Source organism: Gemmiger sp. (genome assembly GCF_036306485.1).
Classification (GTDB): Bacteria; Bacillota; Clostridia; order Oscillospirales; family Ruminococcaceae; genus Gemmiger.
The window spans coordinates 1-25,498 of the sequence record NZ_JAXJZK010000008.1 but is presented as its reverse complement, the minus strand read 5'-3'; the positions used below and the strand labels follow the sequence as shown (position 1 = coordinate 25,498).

Here is a 25,498-nt window from a genome sequence, read left to right as displayed (position 1 = left end):
TGGGCGATTCCTCTTTTGGCAGCAAAAGAGGAACCGAGAAAACTGCCGCTGTTGCGACGCAGCGGACCCGCGCCCAGGGGGGATACCCCCCTGGACCCCCGGGTCGGTAGAAGCAAAAAAAGTCCACCTTTGCTCTCACAATCAGACGAGAGCAAAGACGGACTTTTTTTCCTTCTTCCTGGTTTTTGAAAACCGGGTGTTCGGCAATGGAAAGAAATATACAGATTGTAGAAAATATACGGAACGGAATATTTGCGCTTCCCCTTTTCCACCCTTCTGTGGAAAACTTCTTCACACCAATCCTTTGGAAAACAGCAGTTCCGTTGGGTGCGCAGAAGCGGGGAAAAATTCAGATTACACAGAGCAAGGGCGGGAAAACGAGATATACAAAATGGAATATATGAGGATGAAAAAGGAAAGGGAAATTCAGAAAAATATCCGAAACGTATTATTTTGGGCTGCAAAGAAAGGGAGCATGGGGGGATCGGGAAGGGGCATAGAGGTGGTGAGGGGGCGAGCTGGTGGTGAAGGGATGTGCTGTTGGTGAGGGGTGCGCTGATGGTGAGGGATGTTCTGCTGGTGAGGGCGTGCCGGTGGAGAGGGGTGTGCCGGTAGAGAGAGGGCAGCAGAAGGTGGCCGGGCGATTTATAAAGGGGAGTCTGGTAAGTTATAAGTGGTGGCCGGGCGATTTATAAGGGGGAGTCCGGTAAGTTATAAGCGGGAGCCGGGCGATTTATATGGGGGTGCCGGGTGATTTATATGGGGGTGCCGGGTGATTTACAGGGGCTGGTGAATTACAGGGGCTGGGGCAAAAAAAGTCCCCCGGCATCCGGGAATCGGATGACGGGGGGACTATGAGGAAGCTTATTCTTCGCTGACGAATTTCCGGATTTCTTCGGCGATACCGTCGGCGGTCAGGCCGAAGTCACGCAGGACTTCCCAGGCGGGACCGGAATGGCCGAACTGATCCTGAACGCCCAGGCAGCGGACCTGAGCGGGAGACTTCTCGCACAGCAGGCGGCAGACCGCCTCGCCGAGGCCGCCGATGACGCTGTGCTCCTCGACCGTGATGATCTTATGGCACTCGCGGGCGGCGCGCAGGACAATCTCGTTATCCAGCGGCTTGATGGTGGGCATATTGATGACCCGGACGTTGATGACGCCCTGGCGCTTGAGCATCATGGCAGCCTTGATGGCCTCGCTGGTCATCAGGCCGGTGGCGATCACGGCCACATCGAAGCCGTCCACGACGACCTCGCCCTTGCCGATCTCGAAATGGTAGTTGCCCTCATCGTGGAACACCGGGGTGGCCAGGCGGCTGAACCGCAGGTAGACCGGGCCTTTATGGGCGTAGGCGGCGCGCACGGCGGCGCGGGCCTCCAGGTCGTCGGCGGGGCAGATGACCACCATGCCGGGGATGGTGCGCATCAGCGCAAAATCCTCGCAGCACTGATGGGAGGCACCGTCCTCGCCGACCGACAGGCCGCCATGCGTGGCGGCAATCTTGACGTTCAGTTCGGGGTAGCCGATCGTGTTGCGGATCTGCTCATAGGCGCGGCCGGCCGCAAACATGGCGAACGTCGAGACAAAGGGGACATATCCGAAAGTGGACATGCCGCCCGCTGCGGCGACCATGTTGGCCTCGGCGATGCCGCAGTCAAAGAAGCGCTCGGAATATTTCCGGGCAAACAGCGCCGTCTTGGTCGAAGCGGACAGGTCCGCGTCAAAAACCACCAGATCGTCATGACCGGCGTCCGCCAGCTCCAGCAGCGCCGCGCCGTAACTGTCACGGGTGGCTACGTTTTTCACCTCAGCCATTGCGTTCGGCCTCCTTCTGCAGGATGTCGTAGCTGTTGCGCAGCTCCGTCATTGCCTTTTCGTATTGTTCATCGTTGGGGGCCTTGCCGTGCCAGTCCACGGCATTCTCCATAAAGCTCACACCCAGGCCCTTGGTGGTGTGCAGCAGGAAGCAGGTCGGCTTGCCGGAACCATGGGCGCGGTCAAACAGAACGAACGCCTGTTCCAGATCGGCAAAGCTGTTGCCGTTGCAGATGATCGTATTGAAGCCGAAGGCATCCATCTTCTTGTCCAGCGGCTCGCTGTTCATGACCTTGGCCGTGGGGCCGTCGATCTGCAGGCCGTTGACATCCACCATGATGCACAGGTTGTCCAGCTTGTAATGGTTGGCGAACATGAAGGCTTCCCAGCATTCGCCCTCGTCGATCTCACCGTCGCCCAGCAGGGTATAGACGTTGACATCGGGGCACTTCTGCTTGGCGGCCAGCGCCATGCCGGCGGCGGCCGAAACGCCCTGGCCCAGACTGCCGGTGCTCATATCCACACCGGGGACGGTCTGCATATTGGGATGGCCCTGCAAATAGCTGCCGGAGTGGCGCAGCGTGGGCAGATCTTCCACCGGGAAGAACCCGCGTTCCGCCAGCGTGGCATACAGCGCCGGCGCCGCATGCCCCTTGGAGAGCACAAAGCGGTCACGGTCGGGGTCCTGGGGATTCTGCGGGTCCACCTGCATCTCTTTGAAGTATAAGTACGTCAGCACATCTGCGGAAGAAAGACTGCCGCCCGGATGTCCGCTCTTGGCACCGTGAGTTGCCTCAATGATGCCCATGCGCACGCGGGTTGCTGTCATTTTCAACTGCAGCATCTCTTGCTTTGTCATATCCGTATCCTCCAGCGGCCGCAGCGCAGGGGCGGCCATTCGTCAATTCTTCACATTACTATTATACACGTCCTGCGCCGGGACGCAACATTTTTTTTACTTTTTTCAGCTTTTGGCATTGTTTCTCCCAAGTATACCACAGAATATGAAGGTTTGCCAGTCACGCCCTGTCGAATTTTTCCCGGGGCGTCCCTGCGAGGTTTTGGCGGTTGTGCCGAAAATGCCTCGGCCTGCGCGGGAAAATTTTACGGCGGCCGCGCGGCCGTCCCTCTTGCAACGGCGGGGAAAAGGTGGCAGAATAAAAAAGGATGCGGCCCGGACCGCGTCCGGCAAGGGGGTATGCAACTGTGTCCAACGGAATCTACATTCAGACGGAATACCGCGGCAAGCTGATCCGCAAGATCGTATGCAACGGCGAGGAGCGCTGGTTCATCGGCTCGGACTGTGCGGTGACCTTCCAGAGCCTGCAGGCCTGCAAGGCTGCGATCGACAGTTCCGCCAACTGAGGCGTTTTTTATGCTTTACAAGGCGGCGCGAAACGAGTACAATACCATTGGAGTATTGGAATCTGAGACCGGGAACGCCGGGAACTGAAGGAGAAAAGCGAGGTATCACAGTGTTCAAGATCGTGAAGAGGCGGGAACTGAACCCGACCGTGACCGAACTGGTTATCGAAGCGCCGCTCATCGCCAAAAAGGCGAAGGCCGGCCAGTTTATCATCATCCGTGCGCGGGAGGACTCCGAGCGGATTCCTCTGACCATCGCGCATTTTGACCGCGAAGCCGGCACGGTGGCCATCATCTTCCAGGTGGTGGGCGCCGGCACGATGCAGCTCAACACGCTGCGCGAAGGCGAGTGCGTCCACGACTTTGTCGGTCCTCTCGGCCGTGCAACCGAGATCGAGGGCCTCAAGAATGTCTGCGTGGTCGGCGGCGGCGTGGGCTGCGCCATCGCGCTGCCGGTGGCCCAGGCCCTCAAGGCCCAGGGCACCCGCGTGACCGGCATTGTCGGGTTCCGCAACAAGGACCTGGTCATCCTGGAGGACGAGTTCCGCGCCTGCTGCGACGAACTGATCCTGATGTCGGATGACGGCTCCTGCGGCCGCAAGGGCGTTGTGACGGCGCCCCTCGAGGAAAAAATCAAGGCGGGCGCCGATTTTGACGAGGTCATCGCCATCGGCCCGCTGGTCATGATGAAATTCGTGGTCAAGACCACCAAACCGTATGGGGTCAAGACCGTTGTCTCGATGAACCCCATCATGGTGGACGGCACCGGCATGTGCGGCGGCTGCCGTCTGACCGTGGGCGGCAAGACCAAATTCGCCTGTGTGGACGGCCCGGACTTTGACGGCTTTGAAGTCGATTTCGACGAAGCCATGCAGCGCGGCACGATGTACCGCGATTTTGAAGCCCACGCCCGCGAAGCAGAGTGCAACCTGCTGAAGAAGGAGGTCGAATAAGATGCCCAACATGGACCCGAAAAAGTGCCCCATGCCCGCCCAGGACCCCAACGTCCGCAACAAGAATTTCGATGAGGTGGCGCTGGGCTACACCGCCGAGATGGCCGTCAACGAGGCCAAGCGCTGCCTGCAGTGCAAGAAGCCGCTCTGCCGTTCGGGCTGCCCGGTCGAGATCGACATTCCCGGTTTCATTGCCAAGGTGGCCGAGGGCGACTTTGAGGCCGCCTATCAGGTCATTGCCCGGTCGAGCGCCCTGCCCGCCGTCTGCGGCCGTGTCTGCCCGCAGGAGAACCAGTGCGAGGGCAAGTGCGTCCGCGGCATCAAGGGCGAACCGGTGGGCATCGGCCGCCTCGAGCGGTTCGTGGCCGACTGGCACCGCGAGAACGTCCACACCGCCGCCGTCAAGCCGGCGTCCAACGGCCACAAGGTGGCGGTCATCGGCGCCGGTCCTTCCGGCCTGACGGTGGCCGGCGACCTGGCCAAGATGGGCTATCAGGTCACGGTCTACGAGGCCTTGCATGTGGCGGGCGGCGTGCTGATGTACGGTATCCCGGAATTCCGTCTGCCCAAGGACATCGTCCAGCACGAGGTGGAAGGCCTGCGGGAACTCGGTGTGGACATCGAGTGCAACATGGTCATCGGCAAGGTGCTGACCATCGACGAACTGATGAACGATTACGGCTTTGAAGCCGTCTACATTGCGTCCGGCGCCGGCCTGCCCCGCTTCATGGGCATCCCCGGCGAGAGCCTCAAGGGCGTCTACTCCGCCAACGAGTACCTGACCCGCGTCAACCTGATGAAGGCCTACCGGCCGGACAGCCGCACCCCCATCAAGAAGAGCCGCGCCGTGGCCGTCGTGGGCGGCGGCAACGTGGCGATGGACGCCGCGCGCTGCGCCAAGCGTCTGGGCGCCGAACAGGTCTACATTGTCTACCGCCGCGGCATGGCCGAACTGCCGGCCCGCCGTGAGGAGGTCGAACACGCCGAGGAGGAAGGCATCATCTTCCGCACGCTGACCAACCCCGTCGAGGTGCTCGGCGATGAGAACGGCTGCGTGCGCGGCATGACCTGCGTCGAGATGGAGCTGGGCGAGCCCGATGAATCCGGCCGCCGCCGTCCCATCGTCAAGCAGGGCAGCGAGTTCGAGCTGGACGTGGATACGATGATCATGGCGCTGGGCACCAGCCCCAACCCGCTGATCCGTTCCACCACCCCGGGCCTCGACACCGACCGCCACGGCTGCATCATCACCAACGGCCCCGACGGTCTGACCAGCCGGCCCTTCGTCTACGCCGGCGGTGACGCCGTCACCGGCGCCGCGACGGTCATCCTGGCCATGGGCGCCGGCAAGGAAGCCGCCCGTGCCATCGACGAGGCCATCCGGGCCAAGAACGCCTGATCGGCGCAACACAAAGGAAAGAACAAGAGGGAGTCAGACAAGCGAAGCCGGTTCCGGCCGTCGCCTGACTCCCTTTTTTGACTTTTCGGGCACCGCAGAGGAGGTCTTTTGCGTTGTACGGACATTTTGTGCAGTTCACCTTCCCCAAGATCGGCCAGGGCTTCGTGGCGGCCGTCCTCTATCTGAATTTCCTGCAGCTGCCCTTCGTCGCCTGCTTTGCCGACACGATGCCGCTGGTCTATCTGCTGCTGCCGCTGGCCCTGCTGGGGGTGGTCTCCTGGCTGGGCAGCGACCCGCTCGGCCCCGGCATGATCCTCAACGCCTACCTGATGGGCTTCTACCTCGCCGGGGACCTCATCACCCTGCTGACCGGCCTGGCCGGGGGACGGGCCGCCGGACTGTGGCAGCGCCTCTGGCTGGGCGGCCTGCCGGTCTGGGTCCTCACGGCGCTGATGCTGCTGTGGGGGTACCGGCGCGCCATGCGGCTCTGCACGACCACCTACCGGCTGCGCACCCGCAAACCGCTGCCCGGCGGCCATCTGCGCATCCTGCAGATCAGCGACCTGCATCCCGGCCGCGGCGCGATGGACCGCACCCGCATCCCCGAGCTGGAACGCCGGATCGCCCTTCTGCAGCCCGACCTCATCGTCATGACCGGCGATATCTACGACGAGTACGTCACCCGCGAGGACTTCGACGCCTTCAACGCCTTCTTTGCGCGGCTCAAAGCCCCCGGCGGCAAATGGTTCGTCTACGGCAACCACGACCTGTTCCACCACTGGCGGGAACCCAGCTATGAGCGCGCCGAGATGGAGACCGCCTTCGCCGCGGCGCAGATCCGGGTCCTGGAGGATGTGGCCGTCACGACGACACTGCCGGACAGCGACATCCCGCTGCGCATCGTCGGCCGCAAGGACTGGCTGTTCACCGGCGGCAGACGCTTCACGCCGGCCGAACTGCTCCCCGGCGGGCCGGACAACGTCTACACGATCCTGCTGGACCACGAACCCCGCGAACTGCGGGCCGATGCCGCGGCGGGGGCGGACCTGATCCTCAGCGGCCACACCCACGCGGGCCAGATCTGGCCCGCCGGCCTCGTCGCGCGGCTGTTCCGCTACAATGAGGTCAACTACGGCGCCCGCCGCATCACGCCGGACTGCACGGCGGTGGTCAGCGGCGGCACCGGCACCTGGGGCTACAAGATCCGCACCGAGGGCCGCACCGAGCTGGTCTGCCTCGAGGTGGAAAACTGATCTGCGCTGTCCGCCAATCCGGCCGGAAACGCGGAATCTGTCTTTATAAGGCGGACAGCTGCAACATTTTTGAATACAATTTTTTTCAAAAAATATTGTCAAATCCGCTTTAAAGTGCTAACATAGAAACCGTGAAAGATTTGGGGGCCGTTCCGGGGCCGGGAAGTACCCGGTGTGAACAAGAGGGGCCCGCGCTAAAGGAGAGTGTATCTATGTCCATCAAGAATGCCTACCTCAAGGAAGTCTATGAAGGCCTGGCAAAGCGCAACGCCGAGCAGAAGGAATTTCTGCAGGCGGTCGAAGAAGTGCTGGAGAGCCTCGAGCCCGTGGTGGAAGCCCATCCCGAGTACGAGAAGGCCGGCCTGATCGAGCGCATGGTCGAGCCGGAGCGCGTTGTGATGTTCCGGGTTCCCTGGGTGGATGACGCCGGCAAGGTGCAGGTCAACCGCGGCTACCGCGTCCAGTTCAACTCCGCGATCGGTCCCTACAAGGGCGGTCTGCGGTTCCATCCCTCCGTCAACCTGTCCATCATCAAGTTCCTGGGCTTCGAGCAGTGCTTCAAGAACAGCCTGACCGGTCTGCCGATGGGCGGCGGCAAGGGCGGTTCCGACTTTGATCCCCATGGCCGCAGCGATGCCGAGGTCATGCGGTTCTGCCAGAGCTTCATGACCGAGCTGTACCGCCATATCGGCCCCGACACCGACGTGCCGGCCGGCGACATCGGCGTGGGCGGCCGCGAGGTCGGCTACCTGTTCGGCCAGTACAAGCGCATCCGCAACGAGTTCACCGGCGTGCTGACCGGCAAGGGCATTCCGTTCGGCGGCTCCCTGGCCCGCACCGAGGCGACCGGCTACGGCCTGTGCTACTTTGCCGACGAGATGCTCAAGGCCAACGGCAAGAGCTTCGAGGGCGCCAAGGTGGTCATCTCCGGCTCCGGCAACGTTGCGATCTACGCCAACCAGAAGGCCACCCAGCTGGGCGGCAAGGTCATCGCGATGAGCGATTCCAACGGCTACATTGTGGACGAGAACGGCATTGACTACAAGGTCATGAAGGAGATCAAGGAAGTCAAGCGCGCCCGCATCAAGACCTACCTCGATTACGTTCCCACGGCCAAGTACGTCGAGGGCAGCCAGGGCATCTGGACCGTCCCGTGCGACATCGCGCTGCCCTGCGCCACCCAGAACGAGCTGCCGCTCGAGGGCGCCAAGGCGCTGGTCGCCAACGGCTGCTATGCGGTCGCCGAGGGCGCCAACATGCCTTCCACCCCCGAAGCCATCGCCTACCTGCAGAGCAACGGCGTCCTGTTTGCCCCCGCCAAGGCGTCCAACGCCGGCGGCGTGGCCACCTCCGGCCTCGAGATGAGCCAGAACAGCCTGCGTCTGTCCTGGACCTTCGAGGAGGTTGACGAGCGGCTGCACGGCATCATGGTCAACATCTACAAGAATGCCGCCGACGCCGCCGAGCGTTACGGCATGAAGGGCAACCTCGTCGCGGGCGCCAACATCGCCGGCTTCGAGAAGATCGCCAGCGCCATGATGAGCCAGGGCATTGTCTGATTGACAGCATCCTGAAATCCAACAGCGCCGGGAGCGTACGCTCCCGGCGCTGTTTTGTGTGTCGGATTCATCCGGTGATCCCCCGCCTCAGTGCAGTTTGTAGCCTACCCGGTAGACGGTCTGGATCTCCTGTTCCAGCCCCAGCTTGCGGCGGAGGCGCTGGATGTGAACATCCACCGTGCGCGTCACGCCGCTGCAGGGGTATCCCCAGGCCGTGCTCAGCAGGTCACTGCGGCTCATGATGTGCCCGCGGTGATCGTACAGCGCCTGCAGCAGTGCGAACTCGCGCGGGGTCAGGGCCACGGTGCGTCCCGAGCGGGTCACCCGGCGGGCCTGCCAGTCAATGCGCAGGTCCTTGTATCGTGTTGCGTCATAAACAGTCTGGATCATAGCGATTCAGCAGCCTCCTTCTTGTGTGGTATTTTCTTTTCTATCATTATAAAACGATGCTTGTCTCCGAGATGTTACAATTCCAAATGTTAATTTTTTGTGACAAACCGTGCGTTTTTTCCCCAACTCTCCACAGTTTGAACAGAGTTTTCAACTTTTCCACCGGGAAAAGACGGGAAAACCGGTGGAGAATGGTGGAAAACCCCGCCCACAGGACGATTTGCATAAAAAAATACGGGTTTCTTAAAAAAATATTCTCATCCTCCCGGGGAAAATCCGCTATACTGAAAAGTACAAAAGACCGCCGCGACCATTCCGCGGGGGAAAACCGCCCCGCGCGGTATCTGAAAAAAAGGAGAGTGTACCCCATGCGCAACATTGTTCGTTTGACCGAAGCGCTGTTTGCCAAAGACGGCGATGCGTTTACCAAAGTCAGCCTGCCCCATACCTGGAACAACCTGGACGGCCAGGACGGCATGACCGAGGGTTCCTACTGGCGCGGCCTGGGCTGCTACCATCTGGAGCTGCCCAACCCCACGCCGGGCAAGAAACAGTATGTGGAGTTCCGCGGCGCCAACCATGTGGCCACCGTCTACTGCAACGGCCGCGAGATGGGCCGCCATCGCGGCGGTTTCTCGACCTTCCGGTTTGACCTGACCCCCGCCATGCAGCCCGAGGGCAACATCCTGACCGTCGAGGTCACCAACGCCGAGTGCGATGTCTACCCGCAGCAGGCGGACTTCACCTTCTTCGGCGGCCTGTACCGCCCCGTCAGCTTCATCGAGGTGGACCCCGCCCACTTTGACCTGCTCAAGACCGGCACCGACGCCGTCTTTGTGACGCCCCACTCCGCCGGCCTGACCCGCGTCGACCTCTTCCCGGTGGACGCCGAGGGCTGCGAGGTCCAGGTGGTGCTCAAGGATGCCGAGGGCAATGTCGCGGCGCAGCAGACCCTGCCCGCCGCCAAGCACACGGTGGTCAAGCTCCGCGTTGCCAACCCGCATCTGTGGAACGGCATGGCCGATCCGTACTGCTACACCTGCGAGGCCACGCTGCTGCGGGACGGCCAGCCGGTGGATTCCGTCTGCGAAACCTACGGCTACCGCAGCTTCCATGTGGACCCCGACAACGGCTTCTTCCTCAACGGCAAGTCCTACCCGCTGCACGGTGTCTCCCGCCACCAGGACCGCCTGGATATGGGCTGGGCCATCACCGAGAAGGAGCACGAGGAGGACATCGAGCTCATCCGCGAGGTGGGCGCCAACAGCATCCGCCTGGCCCACTATCAGCATGACCAGCACTTCTATGACCTGTGCGACCGCACCGGCTTTGTCCTCTGGGCCGAGATCCCCTTCATCAGCAAGTTCCGTCCCGGCAAGGACGCCTACGACAACACGATCAGCCAGATGACCGAGCTGGTGGCCCAGAACTACAACCATCCCTCCATCTGCTTCTGGGGCATCTCCAACGAGATCACGATCGGCGGCGAGAGCGAAGCGCTCTACCGCAACCTGGCCGACCTGAACGCCCTGGTCAAGAAGCTGGACCCCAGCCGCCTGACCACGATGGCGGAAGTCTCGATGGTGCCGATGGACTCCGAGCATGTCTATATCACCGACGTGCTGAGCTACAACCATTACTTCGGCTGGTATGTCGGCGATGTCGAGGACAACGGTCCCTGGCTGGACAAGTTCCATGCCACCAACCCCGACCGCTGCCTGGGCATGTCGGAGTACGGCGCCGAGGCCATCCTGACCTGGCACACCTCCAAGCCGCAGGACCACGACTACACCGAGGAATACCAGGCCCTGTACCATCATGAGATGCTCAAGACCTTCGCAACCCGCCCCTACCTGTGGAGCACCTACGTCTGGAACATGTTCGACTTTGCCGCCGACCAGCGCGACGAGGGCGGCTGCAAGGGCCGCAACAACAAGGGCCTTGTGACCTTTGACCGCAAGACCCGCAAGGATTCCTTCTATATCTACCAGGCCTACTGGACCGACAAGCCGATGGTCCATGTCTGCGGCCGCCGCTTCACCGACCGTGCCCCCGGCGAGCGGGACATCACGGTCTACACCAACTGCGACGAGGTGACGCTGGTCGTCAACGGCGCCGAGGTGGCCACCCGCCCGGCCGTCGATCATGCCGTGACCTTCCCCGACGTGGCGCTGCTGGACGGTGCCAACAACATCACGGCCCGTGCCGGCGGCCTCGAGGACTCCATCGTTCTCAACGGCGTGGCCGAGCACAACCGCAGCTACGACCTGCCGGCCGGCGAGGGCGATGCGGGCAACTGGTTTGACGAGAACCCGCTGGAATTCCCCGAAGGCTTCTACTCCATCCGCGACAAGGTCCGCGACCTGCTCGCGAACCCCGACTGCGCCCGCGTGCTCCAGCCCGTGGTGGATGGCATCGGCAACGCCAAGAGCCTGATGGGCGGCGGATTCGACAGCCCGATGGGCGACTTCATGCGCTCGATGCGGCTGGAGAACCTGCTCAAGATGGCCGGCTCTGCCTTCCCGGCGGAACTCAAGCGCACCCTCAACGAAGAACTCACCAAGATCCGGAAGTAATGCCCCGCGCCTGACGCCCCGGCGCGTCGGCAGCGCAGATTCCGGCGCCTCCTCCCACCGCCCTGGCCCCCGGCCGGGGCGGCTTTTTTTGGCTTGACCCAAACTTTACCGGCGATTTACACAGCCAGGGTGGAAACCCCGGCACCGGCCTGCTATACTGTGGGTAGTCTGCAATTTTGTCAAAAAAGGAGTCGTGAAACATGAAGCGTTTGCAAGCCCTGATCCTTGCCGCGGTCATGACCTTCGGGCCGTTCTGCCTGCCGGTCACGGCGCTGGCCGAAGACGGCGCCGCGCCGCAGTCCGCCGCCCCGACGGCACAAACCCCCGAGACCGCAGCCGATCACCTGCTGATCGACCAGGTCTATGCCGACGGCGGCAAGACCGATACCCCGATCGCCGCCAGCTTTGTCGAGCTGTACAACCCGACGGCCGAGGACGCCAGCCTCGACGAGTACACGCTGGTCCTGGACGGCGCCGAGGTGACCTTCCCCGACCAGACCGTCGTCAAGGCGGGCGGGTACTACCTGCTGGCCGCGCGGGAGGACCCCAGCGAACAGGACTACCTGACCCTCTATCTGCCCGAGCCGGACCAGCTGTTCGACAAGCCGCTCGAGAACAAGGAGTTCGAGGTCTCGCTGCTGCACAACGGCAGCGAGGTGGACGCGGTCAGCGGCAGCGACTACGACATGAGCAAGCAGAAGACGCTGCGCCGCGCCGACCACGGCGACTTTGAGACCGTCAAGTGGGAGAAGGCCACCGTCGCGGTGGATGCCGCCTACGCCGCGGCCTATGCGCCCTACAACGCGGCCGGCGAGCAGGGCACCGTCTACACCGGCGATGTCCAGATGCTCTACACCAACGACGTCCACAACGCCTACCTGCGCACCGACGACCGGCTGGGCTATGCCGCCGTGGCGGGCCGCCGCGACCTGCTGCAGGCCCAGGGCTATGCGGTGACCGTGCTGGACGGCGGCGATGCCATCCAGGGCGAGGCGATCGGCGCCCTGACGACCGGCGAGGCGCTCGTCCAGATGATGAACGCCGTGGGCTACGACTACGCGGTGCCCGGCAACCATGAATTCGACTTCGGGATGGACCGCTTCCTCACGCTGGCCGACGAGGCACAGTATGAGTACCTGTCCTGCAACTTCGTGGACCTGCGCACCGGCAAGACGGTGTTCCGCCCCTACGAGATCGCGGACTTCAACGGCCTGAAGGTCGCGTTTGTGGGCATCACGACGCCGGAAACCTTCACCAAATCCACCCCGTCCTACTTCCAGGACGCTGAGGGCAACTACATCTACGGCTTCTGCGAGGGCAACGACGGCCGGGACCTCTATGAGGCGGTCCAGAGCGCCGTCGATGCCGCCCGCGCCGAGGGCGCCCAGGCCGTCATCGCGGTGGGGCATCTCGGCACCGACACGGCCAGCGCGCCCTGGACTTCCCGCGAGGTCATCGCCAACACGACCGGCCTGACCGCCTTCCTGGACGGCCACAGCCATTCCACCATCGCCGGTGAGACCGTCACCGACAAGGCCGGCAGCGCGGTGCTGCTCTGCTCGACCGGCACCAAGCTGGCCTCGGTGGCCCAGCTGACGCTGCACACCGACGCCTCCGCCGAGACCCGGCTGCTGGACGGCACCACCCTGACCGCCGCCCGGGACAACGCCGATGTGGCCGCCCTGGCCGCCGAGAAGGAGGCCGAGTTCAACGACCTGCTCAGCCGCAAGGTGGCCACCAGCAGCGTGACCCTGACGGTCAGCGACCCCGTCACGGGCGGCCGTCTGGTCCGTTCGCAGGAGACCAACCTCGGTGACCTCTGCGCCGACGCCTACCGCGCCGAGCTGGGCGCCGACATCGCCTTTGTCAACGGCGGCGGCATCCGGGCCGACATCGCCGCCGGCGATGTGACCTACGGCGACATCATCGCGGTCCATCCGTTCGGCAACATGGCCTGCGTGGTCGAGGCCACCGGCCAGCAGATCCTCGATGCGCTCGAGATGTCCTCCCGCGCCGTCGATGCCTCCGGCGCCGAGCTGGGCGGCTTCCTGCAGGTCTCCGGCCTGAGCTATGAGATTGACACCACCATCCCCTCGACGGTCCGGGTGGACGAGAAGGGGATGTTCGTCGGGGTCGAGGGCGCGCGCCGCGTCCGAAACGTCCGCCTCAGCGACGGCACCCCGCTGGACCCCCAGGCCACCTACACGCTGGCCAGCCATAACTATATGCTCAAGAGCGGCGGCGACGGCCTGAATATGTTCATGCAGGACACCGTCCTCAAGGACGAGGTCATGGTGGACAACGAGGTCCTCATCAACTACATTGTCAACACGCTGGGCGGCACCGTCGGCGAGGCCTACGCCAACCCCTACGGCGACGGCCGCATCAAGGTCATTCTGGAAGAGCAGCAGCCCGCCGACGGCCAGGACGGCTATCAGGTGCTGCTGCAGGGCGACCCCAACGGCGAGAACGGCGGCCGCATCACCGTGACGCTGCCCGCCACGTCCGGGGAAAACGGCTGGGTCGTCGAGGACGGCGTCACCTACTGGTATGAAAACGGCGTCAAGCAGGGCACCGAGGGCCGCGGCAAGGAGATCTACGACCCCGCGTCGGACGGCTGGTACTGGCTGGACGCCATCCAGGGCGGTGCCAAGGCGGTCTCCAAGGATGTCTACCAGGAATCCAGCGGCGGCAAGTGGGTCCGCTACGACGCCGACGGCAAGATGGTCAAGGGCTGGGATCAGACCGACGTCGGCAGCTATTACTTTGACCCGATCACCGGCGCGATGGCCAAGGGCTTTGTCGAGATCGACGAGGTGACCTACCGCTTTGACGAGATCACCGGCATCCGCAGCGACCTGACCTGGGTTGTCGAGGACGGCAAGGCCTACTGGTACGAAAACGGCATCAAGCAGGGCACCGAGGGCCGCGGCAAGGAGATCTACGACCCCGCATCGGACGGCTGGTACTGGCTGGATGCGATCCAGGGCGGCGCCAAGGCGGTCTCCAAGGATGTCTACCAGGAATCCGACGGCGGCAAGTGGGTCCGCTACGATGCCGACGGCAAGATGGTCAAGGGCTGGGACCAGACCGGGGCCGGCACCTATTACTTTGACCCGATCACCGGCGCAATGGCCAAGGGCCGCGTGACGATTGACGGCAAGGCGTACACCTTCGACCGCATCACCGGCGTGATGGCCTGATTCCTTCCCCCTGCAGCGGCAGGGCCTGCGGGCCCTGCCGCTTTTGACGTGACGGCGGTTGCCAAACCGCAGCATTTGCGGTACAATAAACGGCAGGAGGGGAATCGGAAATGGTCAAAACCTTCAATACCGTCATCACGCCCTACGGCCTGACCCGGAATGTCTTTCTCTGGCTGCCCGACGACTGGCAGACCTCGGGGCGCCGCTATCCCGTCACCTATATGTTCGACGGGCACAATCTGTTCTACAACGAAACCGCCACCTACGGTACCTGCTGGGGGCTGCTGGACTACTGCCAGGCCCACCCCGACCAGATCATCGCGGCGCCGGAGTGCAACCACGAGGGCAACGGCCGTCTGGAGGAGTACAGCCCCTACGACCTCGACGCCTTCGGCGGCATCCACGGCACCGGCCGGCAGTATCTGGACTGGCTGACCCGCGAGTTCAAACCCGCGCTGGATGCAGCCTATCCGACGCTGCCCGACCGCGCCCATACCGCGATTGCGGGCAGCAGCATGGGCGGTCTGATGAGCCTGTACGCCGTCACGGCCTACAATGCGGTGTTCTCCCGCGCGGCCTGCCTGTCGCCCTCGGTGCGGTTCTGCATGGAGCCGCTGCGCCGCGACCTGGCCAAGGCCGACCTGCGCCCCGATACCCGCATCTTCCTGAGCTGGGGCGAGCAGGAGAGCGACGCGCCGCGCGCACTGGCCCACTACACGGCCAACGCGCTGGAAGTCTGCCGGGCGCTGCTGGCCCGCGGGGCGGATGTCTGCCCCTACCTGCAGCTGGGCGGCCGCCACTGCGAGGCCAGCTGGGCCGAGCAGGTGCCGCTGTACAGCCGTTATCTGTGGGAGGACCGCCATGGCCGCAAAGAAAAATAACCGGACCCCGCCCGAGCCGCCGGCCGTCAGCCGCGCCGCGGTCTGGATGGGCGCGCTGTGCTACCTGAATATACTCATCCTGATCCCGGCCTGCAGCCGGTGGCGGCAGGACCCCTTCGTGCGGTTCCACCTCAACCAGGGCCTTGTCACCCTGATGCTGGCCACCGTCTGCGCGGCGCTGGGGTTTGTGCCTTCCTTCGGCGAGATCGCCCTGACCCTGACGCTGATGGTGGACGTGCTCTCCCTGGTGGGACTCGTCACGGCGCTGCGCCGCCGCCAGGCACCGCTTCCCTTCATCGGGCTGCTGGCAGCCCGGTTTCATCCGTTCTGATTTGTAAAGGAGTGTTCTGTATGAGCAAAGCAGTCATCTTTTTTGCCCCCGGCTTTGAGGAGTGCGAGGGCCTTCTGTGTGTCGATCTGATGCGCCGCGGCGGCATCGAAGTCACCACTGCGGCGGTGGGCGGCAGCCGCACCGTCAAGACCTCCCACGGGGTTCTGCTGCAGACCGACGCCCTGGCCGAGGAACTGGACTACACCGGCTTTGACGCGGTCATCCTGCCCGGCGGTCTGCCCGGCGTGGACAACCTGCGCGCCGATGCGACGGTCCGCAAGGTCTGCACCGAGTTCGCCGCCGCCAACAAGATTGTTGCGGCCATCTGCGCCGGACCCAGCGTGCTGGCCTCCTTCGGCCTGCTCAAGGGCCGCAAGGCCACGGTCTACCCGACCTTCGACAAGGCCCTCACCGAGGGCGGCGCCGACTACACCGGCCTGCCGCTGACCCTGGACGGCAACATCATCACCGGCGAGGCCCTGGGCGCCGCCATCCCGTTCGCCCTGGCCCTGACCGCGGCCCTGTCCGACCGCGCAACCGCCGACCGCGTCAAGAACGCGATCGTCTACCGCTACTGATTCTTCCCCCGCGGCTGAACGCCGCGGGGCTTTTTTTGCAAAAAAAACGGCGCCTTTCCGCAGCAAAACATCGCGGAAAGGCGCCGTTTCGGTTTCAGACTTTGGGGAAGATCACCCGCACCGAGGTGCCGGTGCCGACGGTGGATTTCAGATCAATGCGGGCGTTGTGCAGCACCGCAATGTGCTTGACGATGGCCAGCCCCAGTCCGGTGCCGCCCGTCGCCTTGGAACGGGATTTGTCCACCCGGTAGAACCGCTCGAAGACGCGGCTCTGGGCGTCCTGCGGGATGCCGATGCCGTTGTCCTCCACGCACAGGTAGGGACAGCCGTCCGGCCCGATGCCGCAGTTCAGGTCCACATGGCCGCCCGGGCGGTTGTAGCGGATGGCATTGTCGCACAGGTTGGTGGCCAGCTCGTTGAGCAGGTCCCGGCTGCCCCGCACCGGCGCCGGCGAAGCGTGGTACTGCAGCGTCACATAGGCCTTGCGGGCGTTCATCGTCATGCCGGACGCCACATCCCGGACCAGGCTTTCCAGGTCCAGCGTCACAAAATCCGCCGTGCTGTCCCGCGAGGTATCCTTGCTCATGCCGTCCAGCTCGGACAGCTGCAGGATGTCGCTGACCAGGGCGATCATCCGCCGCGCCTCCTTGTGGATGCGCGCGCCGAAGCCCGGAATGTCCTCCGGCCGGGCCATGCCGTTTTCAATCAGCTCGGCATAGCCCGAAATGCTCGTCAGCGGGGTTTTCAGCTCGTGGCTCACGTTGGCCGTGAACTCCCGCCGGATGGTCTCGTTGTCCTCCCGCAGCTTGCGGTCGGACTGCACCGTGTGGGCCAGCGGGATCAGTTCCTCATAGGGCACGTCGGCCTCGATGGTGTCCAGATGCTCGGCCATCCGGGTGATGGGCCGCACCAGGCGCCGGGCAATCAGCCCCGCCATCACGGCGGCCAGCAGCGCAATCAGCAGGCAGCCCACCAGCAAAATGGGCAGCGCGTGGTTGTAGCTGCCCCAGACGTCGCTGGTCTCGTCGGCCAGCCGCAGCACCGTGCCGTCCGCCAGCCGCAGCGCATAGTAGTGGGTCTCCATGCCGGCGGTCTCGCTCTTGCGCACGCTCTGGCCGGACCCGCTCTCCAGCGCGGCGCGGACCTCGGCCCGGTCGCTGTGGTTGGGCAGCGAGGCCGGATCATCGGTCAGCGAATCGTAGAGCACCCGCCCGTCCGCGGCAATCAGCGTCAGCCGCAGGCCGGTGTCAAACCGGGCCAGGTCGGCGGGCTGCGGCGCGTCGGCGTTCTGGTAGCCGGCGGCCACCGCGGCGGCGGTCCGGGCCAGGTCGCGGTCAAACTGCGCCGCATAGGCGCGGTGAAACAGGAAGGCCGACCCCAGCGCGCTGAGCACCAGCGAGAGCATCCCCACCCAGATCAGGGCCGCACGCAGCATCCCGGCCATGCTGCGCGGCACCTTGCGCTCCTGTTCAGGCATCGTCGCCGGCCTCCGTGTCCCGTGCGGACAGCTTGTAGCCCACCTTGCGCACCGTGCAGATGAACTCGCCCGCCGCGCCCAGCTTCTGGCGCAGGGTGCGGACGTGCATGTCGATCGTGCGGGATTCCAGCAGGTCGTCGGTGTCCCAGACGGCCTTCATGATCCGCTCGCGGGCCAGCACCTCGCCGGGATGTTCCATGAAGAAGTGCAGCAGCGAATATTCCTTGAAGGTCAGCTCCACCGGTTCGCCGGCCACGCTGACCGTGCGGGACACATCGTCCAGCACAATGTCGCCGAAGCGCAGCGTGCTGGACGCCGCCGGCGCCGTGCTGGCCCGGCGCAGCACCGCCTTGACCCGGCTGATGAACTCCATAATGCCGAAGGGCTTGCACAGGTAATCGTCCGCCCCGTGATCCAGCCCCTTGACCACGTCAATCTCGCTGGTCTTGGCGGTCACCATGATGACCGGCACGGTCCGGGTGGCCGCGTTCTCCCGCAGGCGGCCCAGAATCTGGTAGCCGTCCTCATCGGGCAGCATGACATCCAGAATCACCAGATCCGGCACCGACTCCCGCACGGCAGCCCAGAAGGAACTGCCGTCCGCAAAGCCCTGGGCGGGGAAGTTGTTGGTCTGCAATGCGTACTGTTCCAGTTCGCGGATGCTGGCGTCGTCCTCGACGATATAGATCATTCCGATTCCTCCCATGACAAAGGCCGGGAGGGCATCCCGGTCTTTGCAGCAGTGTGCGTCAGGCGCCCTGGTCGCTGAACTCCTCCGGCTCGAAGGTGTAGCGGCCGCGATAGCGCTCGTAGCGTTTTTCAAAACTCGGGTTCTCCCCGTTTTTGATGTGGTTGAGATACTCGTGCGTGTCAAACCGGTCATCCGCCACCTCAATCATCGCGACGGCGATGTTGGAGCAGTGATCGGCGATGCGCTCGTAGTTGGTCAGCAGGTCATCCAGCACAAACCCGTACTCGATCGTGCAGGCGCCGGCCTGCAGGCGGGCGATGTGGCGGGTCTTGACCTCCCGCACCAGGCCGTCCACGACCTGCTCCAGCGGCTCGATCTTGCCGGCCGCATAGCAGTCATTCTTCTGGAAGGCATCCACCGTGCGGTTGACGATGTCCTGCAGGGCGGCCTCCAGCACCGACAGGTCGGCCAGGGCCTCCTTGCTGAACCGGATGTTCTTCTCCTTGATCTCGCGGCCCGCCTTGAGCAGGTTCACCGCGTGGTCGGAAATCCGTTCAAAGTCGTTGATGGTGTGCAGCAGCGTGTTGACGGTGCGGTTGTCCTCCCGCGAAAGGTTCTTCGCCGACAGCTTGACCAGATAGGTGCCCAGCACGTCCTCGTAGTGGTCGATGGCCTCCTCCTTGCGGGAGACCTCGTCGGCGATGGCGTCATCCCACTTGCGGGTGGTGGACATCGCCTGCAGCAGCGCGGTGCGGCAGATCTCGGCCATATCGCCGCCGGTCAGCATCGCGCGGCCCACCGCCACCGACGGGGTGGAGAGCAGACGGTTGTCCAGCAGTTCGTTGTGCTCGGTGGTCTCGCCCTTGTCGTCCGGCACGGTCAGCACGGCCAGGCGCTCCAGCAGCCGGTTGAAGGGCAGCAGGATCGCGGTGGTCACGACGTTGAACACCGTGTGGACAATCGCAATGCCGAAGGTGTTGGCGGTGGCGTTGAAGAAGGAAAAATGCAGCAGCGCGTTCAGGCCGTAGAAGCCGCAGAGGAACACGACGGTGCCGATGACATTGAAATACAGGTGCACGAAGGCGGTGCGGCGGGCGTTCTTGTTGGCACCGGCCGACGAGATCAGCGCCGTGACCGTCGTGCCGATGTTCTGGCCCATGATGATGGGCACGGCGGCCGAGTAGGTGACCGCACCGGTCGAGGTCAGCGCCTGCAGGATACCCACCGACGCCGAGGAGGACTGCAGCAGCGCCGTCAGCACGGCGCCGGCAATCACGCCGAGCAGCGGGTTGGAGAAGCTCAGGAAGAGGTTCATGAACCAGGGTTCATCGGCCAGCGGGCTCATCGAGGAGGACATGATGCTCATGCCGGTCATCAGCAGCGAAAAGCCGATCAGGATCTTGCCGACGCCGCGCTTGCGGTCGCGGTCCTTGCTCATCATATACAGGAAGATGCCGATGAAGCCCAGGATGGGGGACCAGGCGTTGGGGTTGAGCATCTCGATGAAGAAGGAGTCGCCCTCCAGGCCGGACAGCGAGAGCAGCCAGCCCGTGACCGTGGTGCCGATGTTGGCGCCCATGATGACGCCGATGGCCTGGTGCAGTTCCATCAGGCCGGAGTTCACAAAGCCGACGGCCATGACGGTGGTGGCGCCGCTGGACTGGATGACGGCCGTCACGGCCAGACCCAGCAGCAGACCGCGGATCGGGCTGGAGGTCATCTTGGACAGGATGCCCTGCAGCTTGCTGCCGGCGGTCTGTTCCAGCGCACGGCCCATCAGGTCCATGCCGTACAGGAAGGTGGCGATGCCACCCATCAGGGTGAACACGTTGAAAATGCTCATACCGGAGTACACTTCCATTCTCTCTTCTTATGTTTTCCACAACAGGGCCTTCCATACGGCCCACAGGTGCCCATCATGGCACATACCGTATCCTATTATATAGGATGGGCGGCAAAAAACGACAGCAAAACCGGGTAAAGTATTTGTAAAATCCAGGTAAAATGACGATGCAGCGTGCCGCAAAAACGGCATTTCGGCGGATTGTAAAGAAAATGTGTAGGAGTTTTGGGCAACTTTACAGGGATTTTTCATCCGGGGTGCGCAAATTACCAAAGCTTTACGGCGATTGTACCGCGCTATGGTCGATTCCGCCGCAAAAGCGCTGTACAATACACTTGCATCCGGATGAAGCCGGAGCGGCACAGAAACCTGTGCAAAACCATTACATGGTAATACATGGTAAAGGGAGAAGAAAATTTATGCTGAAACGCAACATTTCCATTGCCGTCGCCGCCGCCATGGCGCTGAGCCTGGCCGCCTGCGGCAACACCGCTTCCTCCAGCGAGGCCGTCTCTTCCACCGAGAGCGTCTCCTCCAGCGAGGCCTCCTCCACCGTGGAGACTGCCTCCTCCAGCGAGGCTGCCGGTGACTTTGACCTGACCCAGGCCATCACCCCGGTCACCCGTGAGGAAGGTTCCGGCACCCGCAGCGCCTTCATCGAGCTGACCGGTGTCGAGGAAGCCGGCGCCGACGGCCAGAAGGTGGACAACACCACCGTGGATGCCGTCAACGCCAACTCCACCAACAACGTCATGACCACCGTCCAGGCCGACGAGACCGCCATCGGCTACATCAGCCTGGGTTCCCTGAATGACACCGTCAAGGCTGTCGCCGTGGACGGCGTCGAAGCCACCGCCGAGAACGTCAAGAACGGCAGCTACACCCTGGCCCGTCCGTTCAACATCGTGACCAAGGGCGAGCCCACCAACGAGGTCGCCGTGGACTTCATCGACTACATCATGAGCGCCGAAGGCCAGGCCGTCATCAACGACAACGGCTACATCGGCGATGACTCCGCCGCTCCCTACGAGGGCACCGCGCCGGCCGGCAAGATCGTCGTCGCCGGTTCCTCCTCCGTCACGCCCGTCATGGAAAAGCTGATCGAGGCCTACAAGGCCGTCAACAGCGGCGCTGACATCGAGCTGCAGACCTCCGACTCCACCACCGGCGTCAATGCCGCCATCGAGGGCACCTGCGACATCGGCATGGCTTCCCGTGAGCTGAAGGATTCCGAGATTTCCGCCGGCGCCGTCAACACCGTCATCGCGATGGACGGCATCGCCGTGATCGTCAATCCCAGCAACCCGATCAGCGATCTGAGCAAGGATCAGATCAAGAGCATCTACGTCGGCGAGACCACCGACTGGGCCAGCGTTGAGTAAATAACGTGCAGGGGACGGCTTTCCCGTTCCGGCGCAGCGCCCTGCGGAAAGTGCAGGGGCCGCACGGACGGTGGGACACAGGCCGTCCCCTCACTGTGGTATTTTGGGGGTATAGGAGAATGAAAACAACCGCATCCAGGACCAGGGAATGGTTCATGCAGGGCGTCTTTACCGTGTGCGCCTGTGTTTCCATCCTGGCCGTCGCACTGATCTGTATCTTTCTGTTTGCCAACGGCATGCCGGCCATCTTCGAGATCGGCCCCGTCAACTTCCTGCTGGGCACCACCTGGAAGCCGAGCAACGACATCTACGGCATCCTGCCGTTCATCCTCGGCTCCATCTACGTCACCGCGGGTTCTCTGGTGGTGGGCGTGCCCATCGGCCTGCTGACCGCCGTCTATATGTCCCGGTTTGCCAGCCGCCGCGTCAACCGCGTGCTGCTGCCGGCCGTCCAGCTGCTGGCTGGCATCCCGTCGGTTGTCTACGGCTTCTTCGGCGTCATGGTGCTGGCCCCGGCCGTCGAGCAGTTCATCCGCAACACGCCGGGCCTGCAGGGCAAGGGCCTGTCGATGTTCACGGCCAGCGTGCTGCTGGGCATCATGATCCTGCCCACCATCATCACGGTCTCCAAGACCAGCCTGGACGCGGTGCCGGACAGCTACTACGAGGGCAGCCTGGCACTGGGCGCCACGCATGAGCGCAGCGTTTTCTGCGTCATCCTGCCGGCGGCCAAGTCCGGCGTCATGTCCGCCGTGATCCTCGGCATCGGCCGCGCCGTCGGCGAGACGATGGCCGTCGTCATGGTGGCCGGCAACCAGCCGCGTATGCCCAAGGGCCTGTTCGAGGGCCTGCGCACCATGACCTCCAACATCGTCATGGAGATGGGCTACGCCGCAGATCTCCACCGCGAGGCGCTGATCGCCACCGGTGTGGTGCTGTTCGTTTTCATCCTCATCATCAATCTCTGCTTCAGCCTTGTGAAAGGAGGTTCCGACCATGCCTGAGATCGTTGCCGGCGGCACCGACCGCACGCTTGACTACGGGACCGTGACCCCCAAGATGGTCTTTCCCAGCGGCCACCGCAACCGCCGCGCCGCCCGCCTGCAGGCGCTGATCCTGCGCTGGCTGGTCCGCCTGGCCGCCCTGGCCACGACCGGTGTGCTGATCTTCATCATCGGCTACATCCTCATCAAGGGCATTCCCAACCTCAAACCTTCTCTCTTTGCCTGGGAATACAATTCCGATAACGTCTCCCTGATGCCGGCGCTCATCAACACCGTGCTGATGACGCTGCTCTCGCTGCTCATCGCCACACCCCTGGGCATCTTTGCGGCCATCTGGCTGGTCGAGTACGCCAAGCGCGGCAACCGTCTGGTCAAGCTGGTCCGCATCACGACCGAAACCCTGCAGGGCATCCCCTCCATCGTCTTCGGCCTGTTCGGCATGCTGTTCTTTGTCACCCAGCTGCAGTGGCGCCTGTCGCTGCTGTCCGGCGCCTTCACCATGGCCATCATGGTGCTGCCGGTCATCATGCGCACCACCGAGGAAGCGCTGATCGCCGTGCCGGATTCCTACCGCGAAGGCAGCTTCGGCCTGGGCGCCGGCAAACTGCGCACCGTCTTTACCATCGTGCTGCCCTCCGCCATGCCGGGCATCCTGTCCGGCGTCATCCTGGCCACCGGCCGTATCGTCGGCGAGTCCGCCGCGCTGCTGTACAGCGCCGGCTCGGTTGCCGCCGTGCCTGCCGGCAAGGATTTCCTCTTCGACTCCACCCGCACGCTGGCCGTCCATATGTACCTGCTGTCCAGCGAGGGTCTGCACGTCAACGAAGCCTACGGCACCGCCGTGGTGCTGCTGGTCCTGGTGCTGGCCATCAACGGACTGTCCAGCCTCATCGCCGGCAAGCTGGCCAAACATTGAATCAGGGGGCAGTTATGAATAAATTTGAAGTCAAAAACATGGACCTGTATTACGGGAACTTCCATGCACTGAAAAACGTCAACATCTCCATCCCCGAGAAGGAGATCACCGCCTTGATCGGGCCTTCGGGCTGCGGCAAGTCCACCTTCCTCAAATCGCTGAACCGGATGAACGACCTGGTCGAGGGCTGCCGCATCAGCGGCGACATCCTGCTGGACGGCGAGGACATCTACAAATCCAAGATGGATGTCAACGTCCTGCGCAAGCGTGTCGGCATGGTGTTCCAGAAGCCCAACCCCTTCCCGATGAGCATTTACGACAACATCGCCTACGGTCCGCGGACCCACGGCATCCACAGCAAGGCCAAACTCGACGAGATCGTCGAAAAGTCGCTGCGCGGCGCCGCCATCTGGGACGAAGTCAAGGACCGCCTGAACAAGAGCGCCCTGGGCATGTCGGGCGGTCAGCAGCAGCGTCTGTGCATCGCACGCGCCCTGGCCGTCGAGCCCGAGGTGCTGCTGATGGACGAACCCACCTCCGCCCTCGACCCGATCTCCACCTCCAAGGTGGAGGAACTGGCCCTCGAGCTGAAGGACCGGTACACCATCGTCATCGTCACCCACAACATGCAGCAGGCCGCGCGTATCTCCGACAAGACCGCCTTCTTCCTGCTCGGTGAGCTGGTGGAGATGGGTCCCACCGAACGGATCTTCTCCACGCCTGTCGATAAGCGCACCGAGGATTACATTTCCGGCCGTTTCGGCTGATCAGAGGAGGAACACGCCATGCCGAGTATGCGTAAAACCTACGACGAAGAGCTGCTTCAGCTCGATTCCATGCTGGCCCGGATGGGCCACGAGGCGGGCGGCGCCATCGAGAGCGCCCTCGTCGCGCTCAAAAAAGGCGATGTCGAGCTGGCCCGCGACGTGGTCGCCCGGGACAGCCAGATCGACGCCGGCGAACACGAGATTGAACACCGCTGCCTGCAGCTGCTGCTCCGTCAGCAGCCGGTGGCCTCCGACCTGCGCAAGGTGAGCACCGCCCTCAAGATGGTCACCGACATTGAGCGCATCGGCGACCAGGCCAGCGATATTGCCGAGATCGCCCTCCATCTGCACCCCGAAGCCGCCGGCGCCGTCGGCGTGCTCGAGGACATCCTGCAGATGGGCGAGGACGTGCTGCGGATGGTCAAGCAGGCCATCGGCGCCTATGTCCAGGTCGATCTGGACGCCGCCGCCAAGGTCATCGCCCACGATGACGCGGTGGACAAAGCCTTCTCCCGCATCAGCGAGGAGATCGCCCACTACATTGCGGAACATCCCGAAGAGGCCGCCACGGCCCTTGACCTGTTTATGGTCACCAAGTACCTGGAGCGCCTGGGCGACCACGCCGTCAACGTGGCCGAATGGGTCGAGTTCCTCAAGACCGGCGTTTACAAATCCCGCAGAATCTTCTGAACGCCGTCCTTTCCTGCCATTCCCTCTTATGTTTTCCTATACCACACCCCGGGGCCGACGTTGCATAACGCCGGCCCCGGGGTGTTTTGCGGCAAAAAAGGAGCCGCCCGATTTCTGTCGGGCGGCTCCTGCCGTTTGTGGGAAAATCCGGCCTTACTGCAGAATGCCGGTGTAGGGATCAAAGTGGTACAGACGGCCGTCGATCATCGCATCGCCCTTGGCCATCGTGCCGAAGATCGGGTCAAAGTAGTATCTGCCGTCATCACTCCAGCCCTTGATCATGCCGCCGTTGGCGTCGTACCGCACCCATTTGCCGGTGCCGTCGGGGCGGTCCGCCCAGACGCCCGCCTCGGATTCCTGGTAGACATCCTTGGACACGGCCTTCTTGCCGTAGTCCACATTGTCCAGCCAGTACCAGGCGT

At 63.5% G+C, this 25,498-nt stretch carries 22 protein-coding genes and 1 pseudogene; 16 read left to right on the top strand and 7 right to left on the bottom strand.

The features are described from left to right. On the top strand, positions 1-547 hold a 547-nt coding region (locus tag U0L91_RS01060), incomplete at its 5' end, for a hypothetical protein (protein ID WP_330044126.1). A 317-nt stretch (positions 548-864) separates the two neighbouring features. Here the strand turns inward: U0L91_RS01060 and U0L91_RS01055 are convergent. Both U0L91_RS01055 and U0L91_RS01050 read right to left on the bottom strand, forming a co-directional pair. Next, a complete protein-coding gene (locus tag U0L91_RS01055; protein WP_330044124.1) occupies positions 865-1,818 on the bottom strand; it encodes a transketolase family protein in 954 nt (317 codons plus the stop codon). Further along, entirely contained in the window at positions 1,811-2,677 is an 867-nt protein-coding gene (locus U0L91_RS01050) for a transketolase (RefSeq protein ID WP_330044122.1), read from the bottom strand. The genes U0L91_RS01055 and U0L91_RS01050 overlap by 8 nt, the downstream gene beginning before the upstream one ends. Positions 2,678-3,024: 347 nt before the next feature. On the opposite strand from U0L91_RS01050, the gene U0L91_RS01045 reads away from it, so the two are divergent. The 5 genes from U0L91_RS01045 to gdhA all read left to right on the top strand — a co-directional run bounded on the left by U0L91_RS01045 (position 3,025) and on the right by gdhA (position 8,347). Further along, positions 3,025-3,183: a hypothetical protein gene (locus U0L91_RS01045; protein ID WP_330044121.1), complete on the top strand. Its 159-nt coding sequence runs from the start codon at positions 3,025-3,027 to the stop codon at positions 3,181-3,183. Between the two features lie 110 nt (positions 3,184-3,293). Continuing rightward, entirely contained in the window at positions 3,294-4,136 is an 843-nt protein-coding gene (locus U0L91_RS01040) for a sulfide/dihydroorotate dehydrogenase-like FAD/NAD-binding protein (protein WP_330044119.1), read from the top strand. A 1-nt stretch (position 4,137) separates the two neighbouring features. After that, positions 4,138-5,535, top strand: coding sequence for an NADPH-dependent glutamate synthase (gltA, locus tag U0L91_RS01035; protein ID WP_330044118.1), 1,398 nt, complete (start codon positions 4,138-4,140; stop codon positions 5,533-5,535). A 113-nt stretch (positions 5,536-5,648) separates the two neighbouring features. After that, a complete protein-coding gene (locus U0L91_RS01030) occupies positions 5,649-6,788 on the top strand; it encodes a metallophosphoesterase (RefSeq protein WP_330044117.1) in 1,140 nt (379 codons plus the stop codon). Positions 6,789-7,000: 212 nt separating this feature from the next. Then, on the top strand, positions 7,001-8,347 hold the full coding sequence (gene gdhA, locus U0L91_RS01025) for an NADP-specific glutamate dehydrogenase (protein WP_330044115.1): 1,347 nt from the start codon (positions 7,001-7,003) through the stop codon (positions 8,345-8,347). 87 nt (positions 8,348-8,434) lie between these two features. Here the strand turns inward: gdhA and U0L91_RS01020 are convergent, their stop codons facing one another. Beyond that, positions 8,435-8,737 (bottom strand): winged helix-turn-helix domain-containing protein, encoded by a 303-nt coding sequence (locus U0L91_RS01020; protein WP_330044113.1) that lies wholly within the window; start codon positions 8,735-8,737, stop codon positions 8,435-8,437. A 368-nt stretch (positions 8,738-9,105) separates the two neighbouring features. Between U0L91_RS01020 and U0L91_RS01015 the strand changes: the two genes are divergently transcribed. The 5 genes from U0L91_RS01015 (at position 9,106) to U0L91_RS00995 (ending at position 16,306) form a co-directional block, all read left to right on the top strand. Next, positions 9,106-11,313: a glycoside hydrolase family 2 protein gene (locus U0L91_RS01015; protein WP_330044111.1), complete on the top strand. Its 2,208-nt coding sequence runs from the start codon at positions 9,106-9,108 to the stop codon at positions 11,311-11,313. 200 nt (positions 11,314-11,513) lie between these two features. After that, positions 11,514-14,516: a 5'-nucleotidase C-terminal domain-containing protein gene (locus tag U0L91_RS01010; protein WP_330044110.1), complete on the top strand. Its 3,003-nt coding sequence runs from the start codon at positions 11,514-11,516 to the stop codon at positions 14,514-14,516. A gap of 110 nt (positions 14,517-14,626) precedes the next feature. Then, a complete protein-coding gene (locus U0L91_RS01005) occupies positions 14,627-15,397 on the top strand; it encodes an alpha/beta hydrolase (RefSeq protein ID WP_330044108.1) in 771 nt (256 codons plus the stop codon). After that, positions 15,378-15,728, top strand: a complete 351-nt coding sequence (locus U0L91_RS01000) for a hypothetical protein (RefSeq protein ID WP_330044107.1) — start codon at positions 15,378-15,380, stop codon at positions 15,726-15,728. The genes U0L91_RS01005 and U0L91_RS01000 overlap by 20 nt, the downstream gene beginning before the upstream one ends. Positions 15,729-15,748: 20 nt before the next feature. Then, complete coding sequence (locus U0L91_RS00995) at positions 15,749-16,306, top strand: DJ-1 family glyoxalase III (protein WP_330044105.1); 558 nt, start codon at positions 15,749-15,751, stop codon at positions 16,304-16,306. 94 nt (positions 16,307-16,400) lie between these two features. Here U0L91_RS00995 and U0L91_RS00990 read toward each other — a convergent pair whose 3' ends face one another. The 3 genes from U0L91_RS00990 to U0L91_RS00980 are packed head-to-tail and all read right to left on the bottom strand — an operon-like array spanning position 16,401 to position 20,317. Then, a complete protein-coding gene (locus tag U0L91_RS00990; RefSeq protein ID WP_330044103.1) occupies positions 16,401-17,783 on the bottom strand; it encodes a sensor histidine kinase in 1,383 nt (460 codons plus the stop codon). Continuing rightward, entirely contained in the window at positions 17,776-18,474 is a 699-nt protein-coding gene (locus U0L91_RS00985; protein ID WP_330044101.1) for a response regulator transcription factor, read from the bottom strand. The genes U0L91_RS00990 and U0L91_RS00985 overlap by 8 nt, the downstream gene beginning before the upstream one ends. Positions 18,475-18,532: 58 nt before the next feature. After that, a complete protein-coding gene (locus U0L91_RS00980) occupies positions 18,533-20,317 on the bottom strand; it encodes a Na/Pi cotransporter family protein (protein ID WP_330044099.1) in 1,785 nt (594 codons plus the stop codon). 419 nt (positions 20,318-20,736) lie between these two features. Here U0L91_RS00980 and U0L91_RS00975 point away from each other — a divergent pair, with 419 nt between their 5' ends. The 5 genes from U0L91_RS00975 (at position 20,737) to phoU (ending at position 25,076) form a co-directional block, all read left to right on the top strand. Further along, the gene (locus tag U0L91_RS00975) at positions 20,737-21,699 is read left to right on the top strand and encodes a substrate-binding domain-containing protein (protein ID WP_330044097.1); all 963 of its coding nucleotides are present in this window, start codon (positions 20,737-20,739) and stop codon (positions 21,697-21,699) included. A gap of 119 nt (positions 21,700-21,818) precedes the next feature. Further along, complete coding sequence (gene pstC / locus U0L91_RS00970; RefSeq protein ID WP_330044095.1) at positions 21,819-22,703, top strand: phosphate ABC transporter permease subunit PstC; 885 nt, start codon at positions 21,819-21,821, stop codon at positions 22,701-22,703. Positions 22,704-22,758: 55 nt separating this feature from the next. Continuing rightward, the gene (gene pstA, locus U0L91_RS00965; RefSeq protein WP_330044128.1) at positions 22,759-23,619 is read left to right on the top strand and encodes a phosphate ABC transporter permease PstA; all 861 of its coding nucleotides are present in this window, start codon (positions 22,759-22,761) and stop codon (positions 23,617-23,619) included. A 14-nt stretch (positions 23,620-23,633) separates the two neighbouring features. Then, entirely contained in the window at positions 23,634-24,386 is a 753-nt protein-coding gene (pstB, locus tag U0L91_RS00960) for a phosphate ABC transporter ATP-binding protein PstB (protein ID WP_330044094.1), read from the top strand. 18 nt (positions 24,387-24,404) lie between these two features. Beyond that, complete coding sequence (gene phoU, locus U0L91_RS00955) at positions 24,405-25,076, top strand: phosphate signaling complex protein PhoU (RefSeq protein WP_330044092.1); 672 nt, start codon at positions 24,405-24,407, stop codon at positions 25,074-25,076. A gap of 153 nt (positions 25,077-25,229) precedes the next feature. On the opposite strand, the pseudogene U0L91_RS00950 reads toward phoU, so the two are convergent. Then, positions 25,230-25,498 (bottom strand): annotated as a pseudogene (locus U0L91_RS00950) (hypothetical protein); the annotation flags it as partial.

Excerpts from the sequence above, each read along its gene's own strand:
- U0L91_RS00985 (WP_330044101.1), bottom strand. The coding sequence starts at position 18,474 with ATGATCTATATCGTCGAGGACGACGCCAGCATCCGCGAACTGGAACAG.
- pstC (WP_330044095.1), top strand. The coding sequence starts at position 21,819 with ATGAAAACAACCGCATCCAGGACCAGGGAATGGTTCATGCAGGGCGTC.
- gltA (WP_330044118.1), top strand. The coding sequence starts at position 4,138 with ATGCCCAACATGGACCCGAAAAAGTGCCCCATGCCCGCCCAGGACCCC.
- U0L91_RS00980 (WP_330044099.1), bottom strand. The coding sequence starts at position 20,317 with ATGAGCATTTTCAACGTGTTCACCCTGATGGGTGGCATCGCCACCTTC.
- U0L91_RS01005 (WP_330044108.1), top strand. The coding sequence starts at position 14,627 with ATGGTCAAAACCTTCAATACCGTCATCACGCCCTACGGCCTGACCCGG.
- gdhA (WP_330044115.1), top strand. The coding sequence starts at position 7,001 with ATGTCCATCAAGAATGCCTACCTCAAGGAAGTCTATGAAGGCCTGGCA.
- U0L91_RS01055 (WP_330044124.1), bottom strand. The coding sequence starts at position 1,818 with ATGGCTGAGGTGAAAAACGTAGCCACCCGTGACAGTTACGGCGCGGCG.
- U0L91_RS01000 (WP_330044107.1), top strand. The coding sequence starts at position 15,378 with ATGGCCGCAAAGAAAAATAACCGGACCCCGCCCGAGCCGCCGGCCGTC.
- U0L91_RS00995 (WP_330044105.1), top strand. The coding sequence starts at position 15,749 with ATGAGCAAAGCAGTCATCTTTTTTGCCCCCGGCTTTGAGGAGTGCGAG.
- pstA (WP_330044128.1), top strand. The coding sequence starts at position 22,759 with ATGGTCTTTCCCAGCGGCCACCGCAACCGCCGCGCCGCCCGCCTGCAG.
- U0L91_RS01050 (WP_330044122.1), bottom strand. The coding sequence starts at position 2,677 with ATGACAAAGCAAGAGATGCTGCAGTTGAAAATGACAGCAACCCGCGTG.
- U0L91_RS01020 (WP_330044113.1), bottom strand. The coding sequence starts at position 8,737 with ATGATCCAGACTGTTTATGACGCAACACGATACAAGGACCTGCGCATT.
- U0L91_RS00975 (WP_330044097.1), top strand. The coding sequence starts at position 20,737 with ATGCTGAAACGCAACATTTCCATTGCCGTCGCCGCCGCCATGGCGCTG.
- pstB (WP_330044094.1), top strand. The coding sequence starts at position 23,634 with ATGAATAAATTTGAAGTCAAAAACATGGACCTGTATTACGGGAACTTC.
- U0L91_RS01015 (WP_330044111.1), top strand. The coding sequence starts at position 9,106 with ATGCGCAACATTGTTCGTTTGACCGAAGCGCTGTTTGCCAAAGACGGC.
- phoU (WP_330044092.1), top strand. The coding sequence starts at position 24,405 with ATGCCGAGTATGCGTAAAACCTACGACGAAGAGCTGCTTCAGCTCGAT.
- U0L91_RS01010 (WP_330044110.1), top strand. The coding sequence starts at position 11,514 with ATGAAGCGTTTGCAAGCCCTGATCCTTGCCGCGGTCATGACCTTCGGG.
- U0L91_RS00990 (WP_330044103.1), bottom strand. The coding sequence starts at position 17,783 with ATGCCTGAACAGGAGCGCAAGGTGCCGCGCAGCATGGCCGGGATGCTG.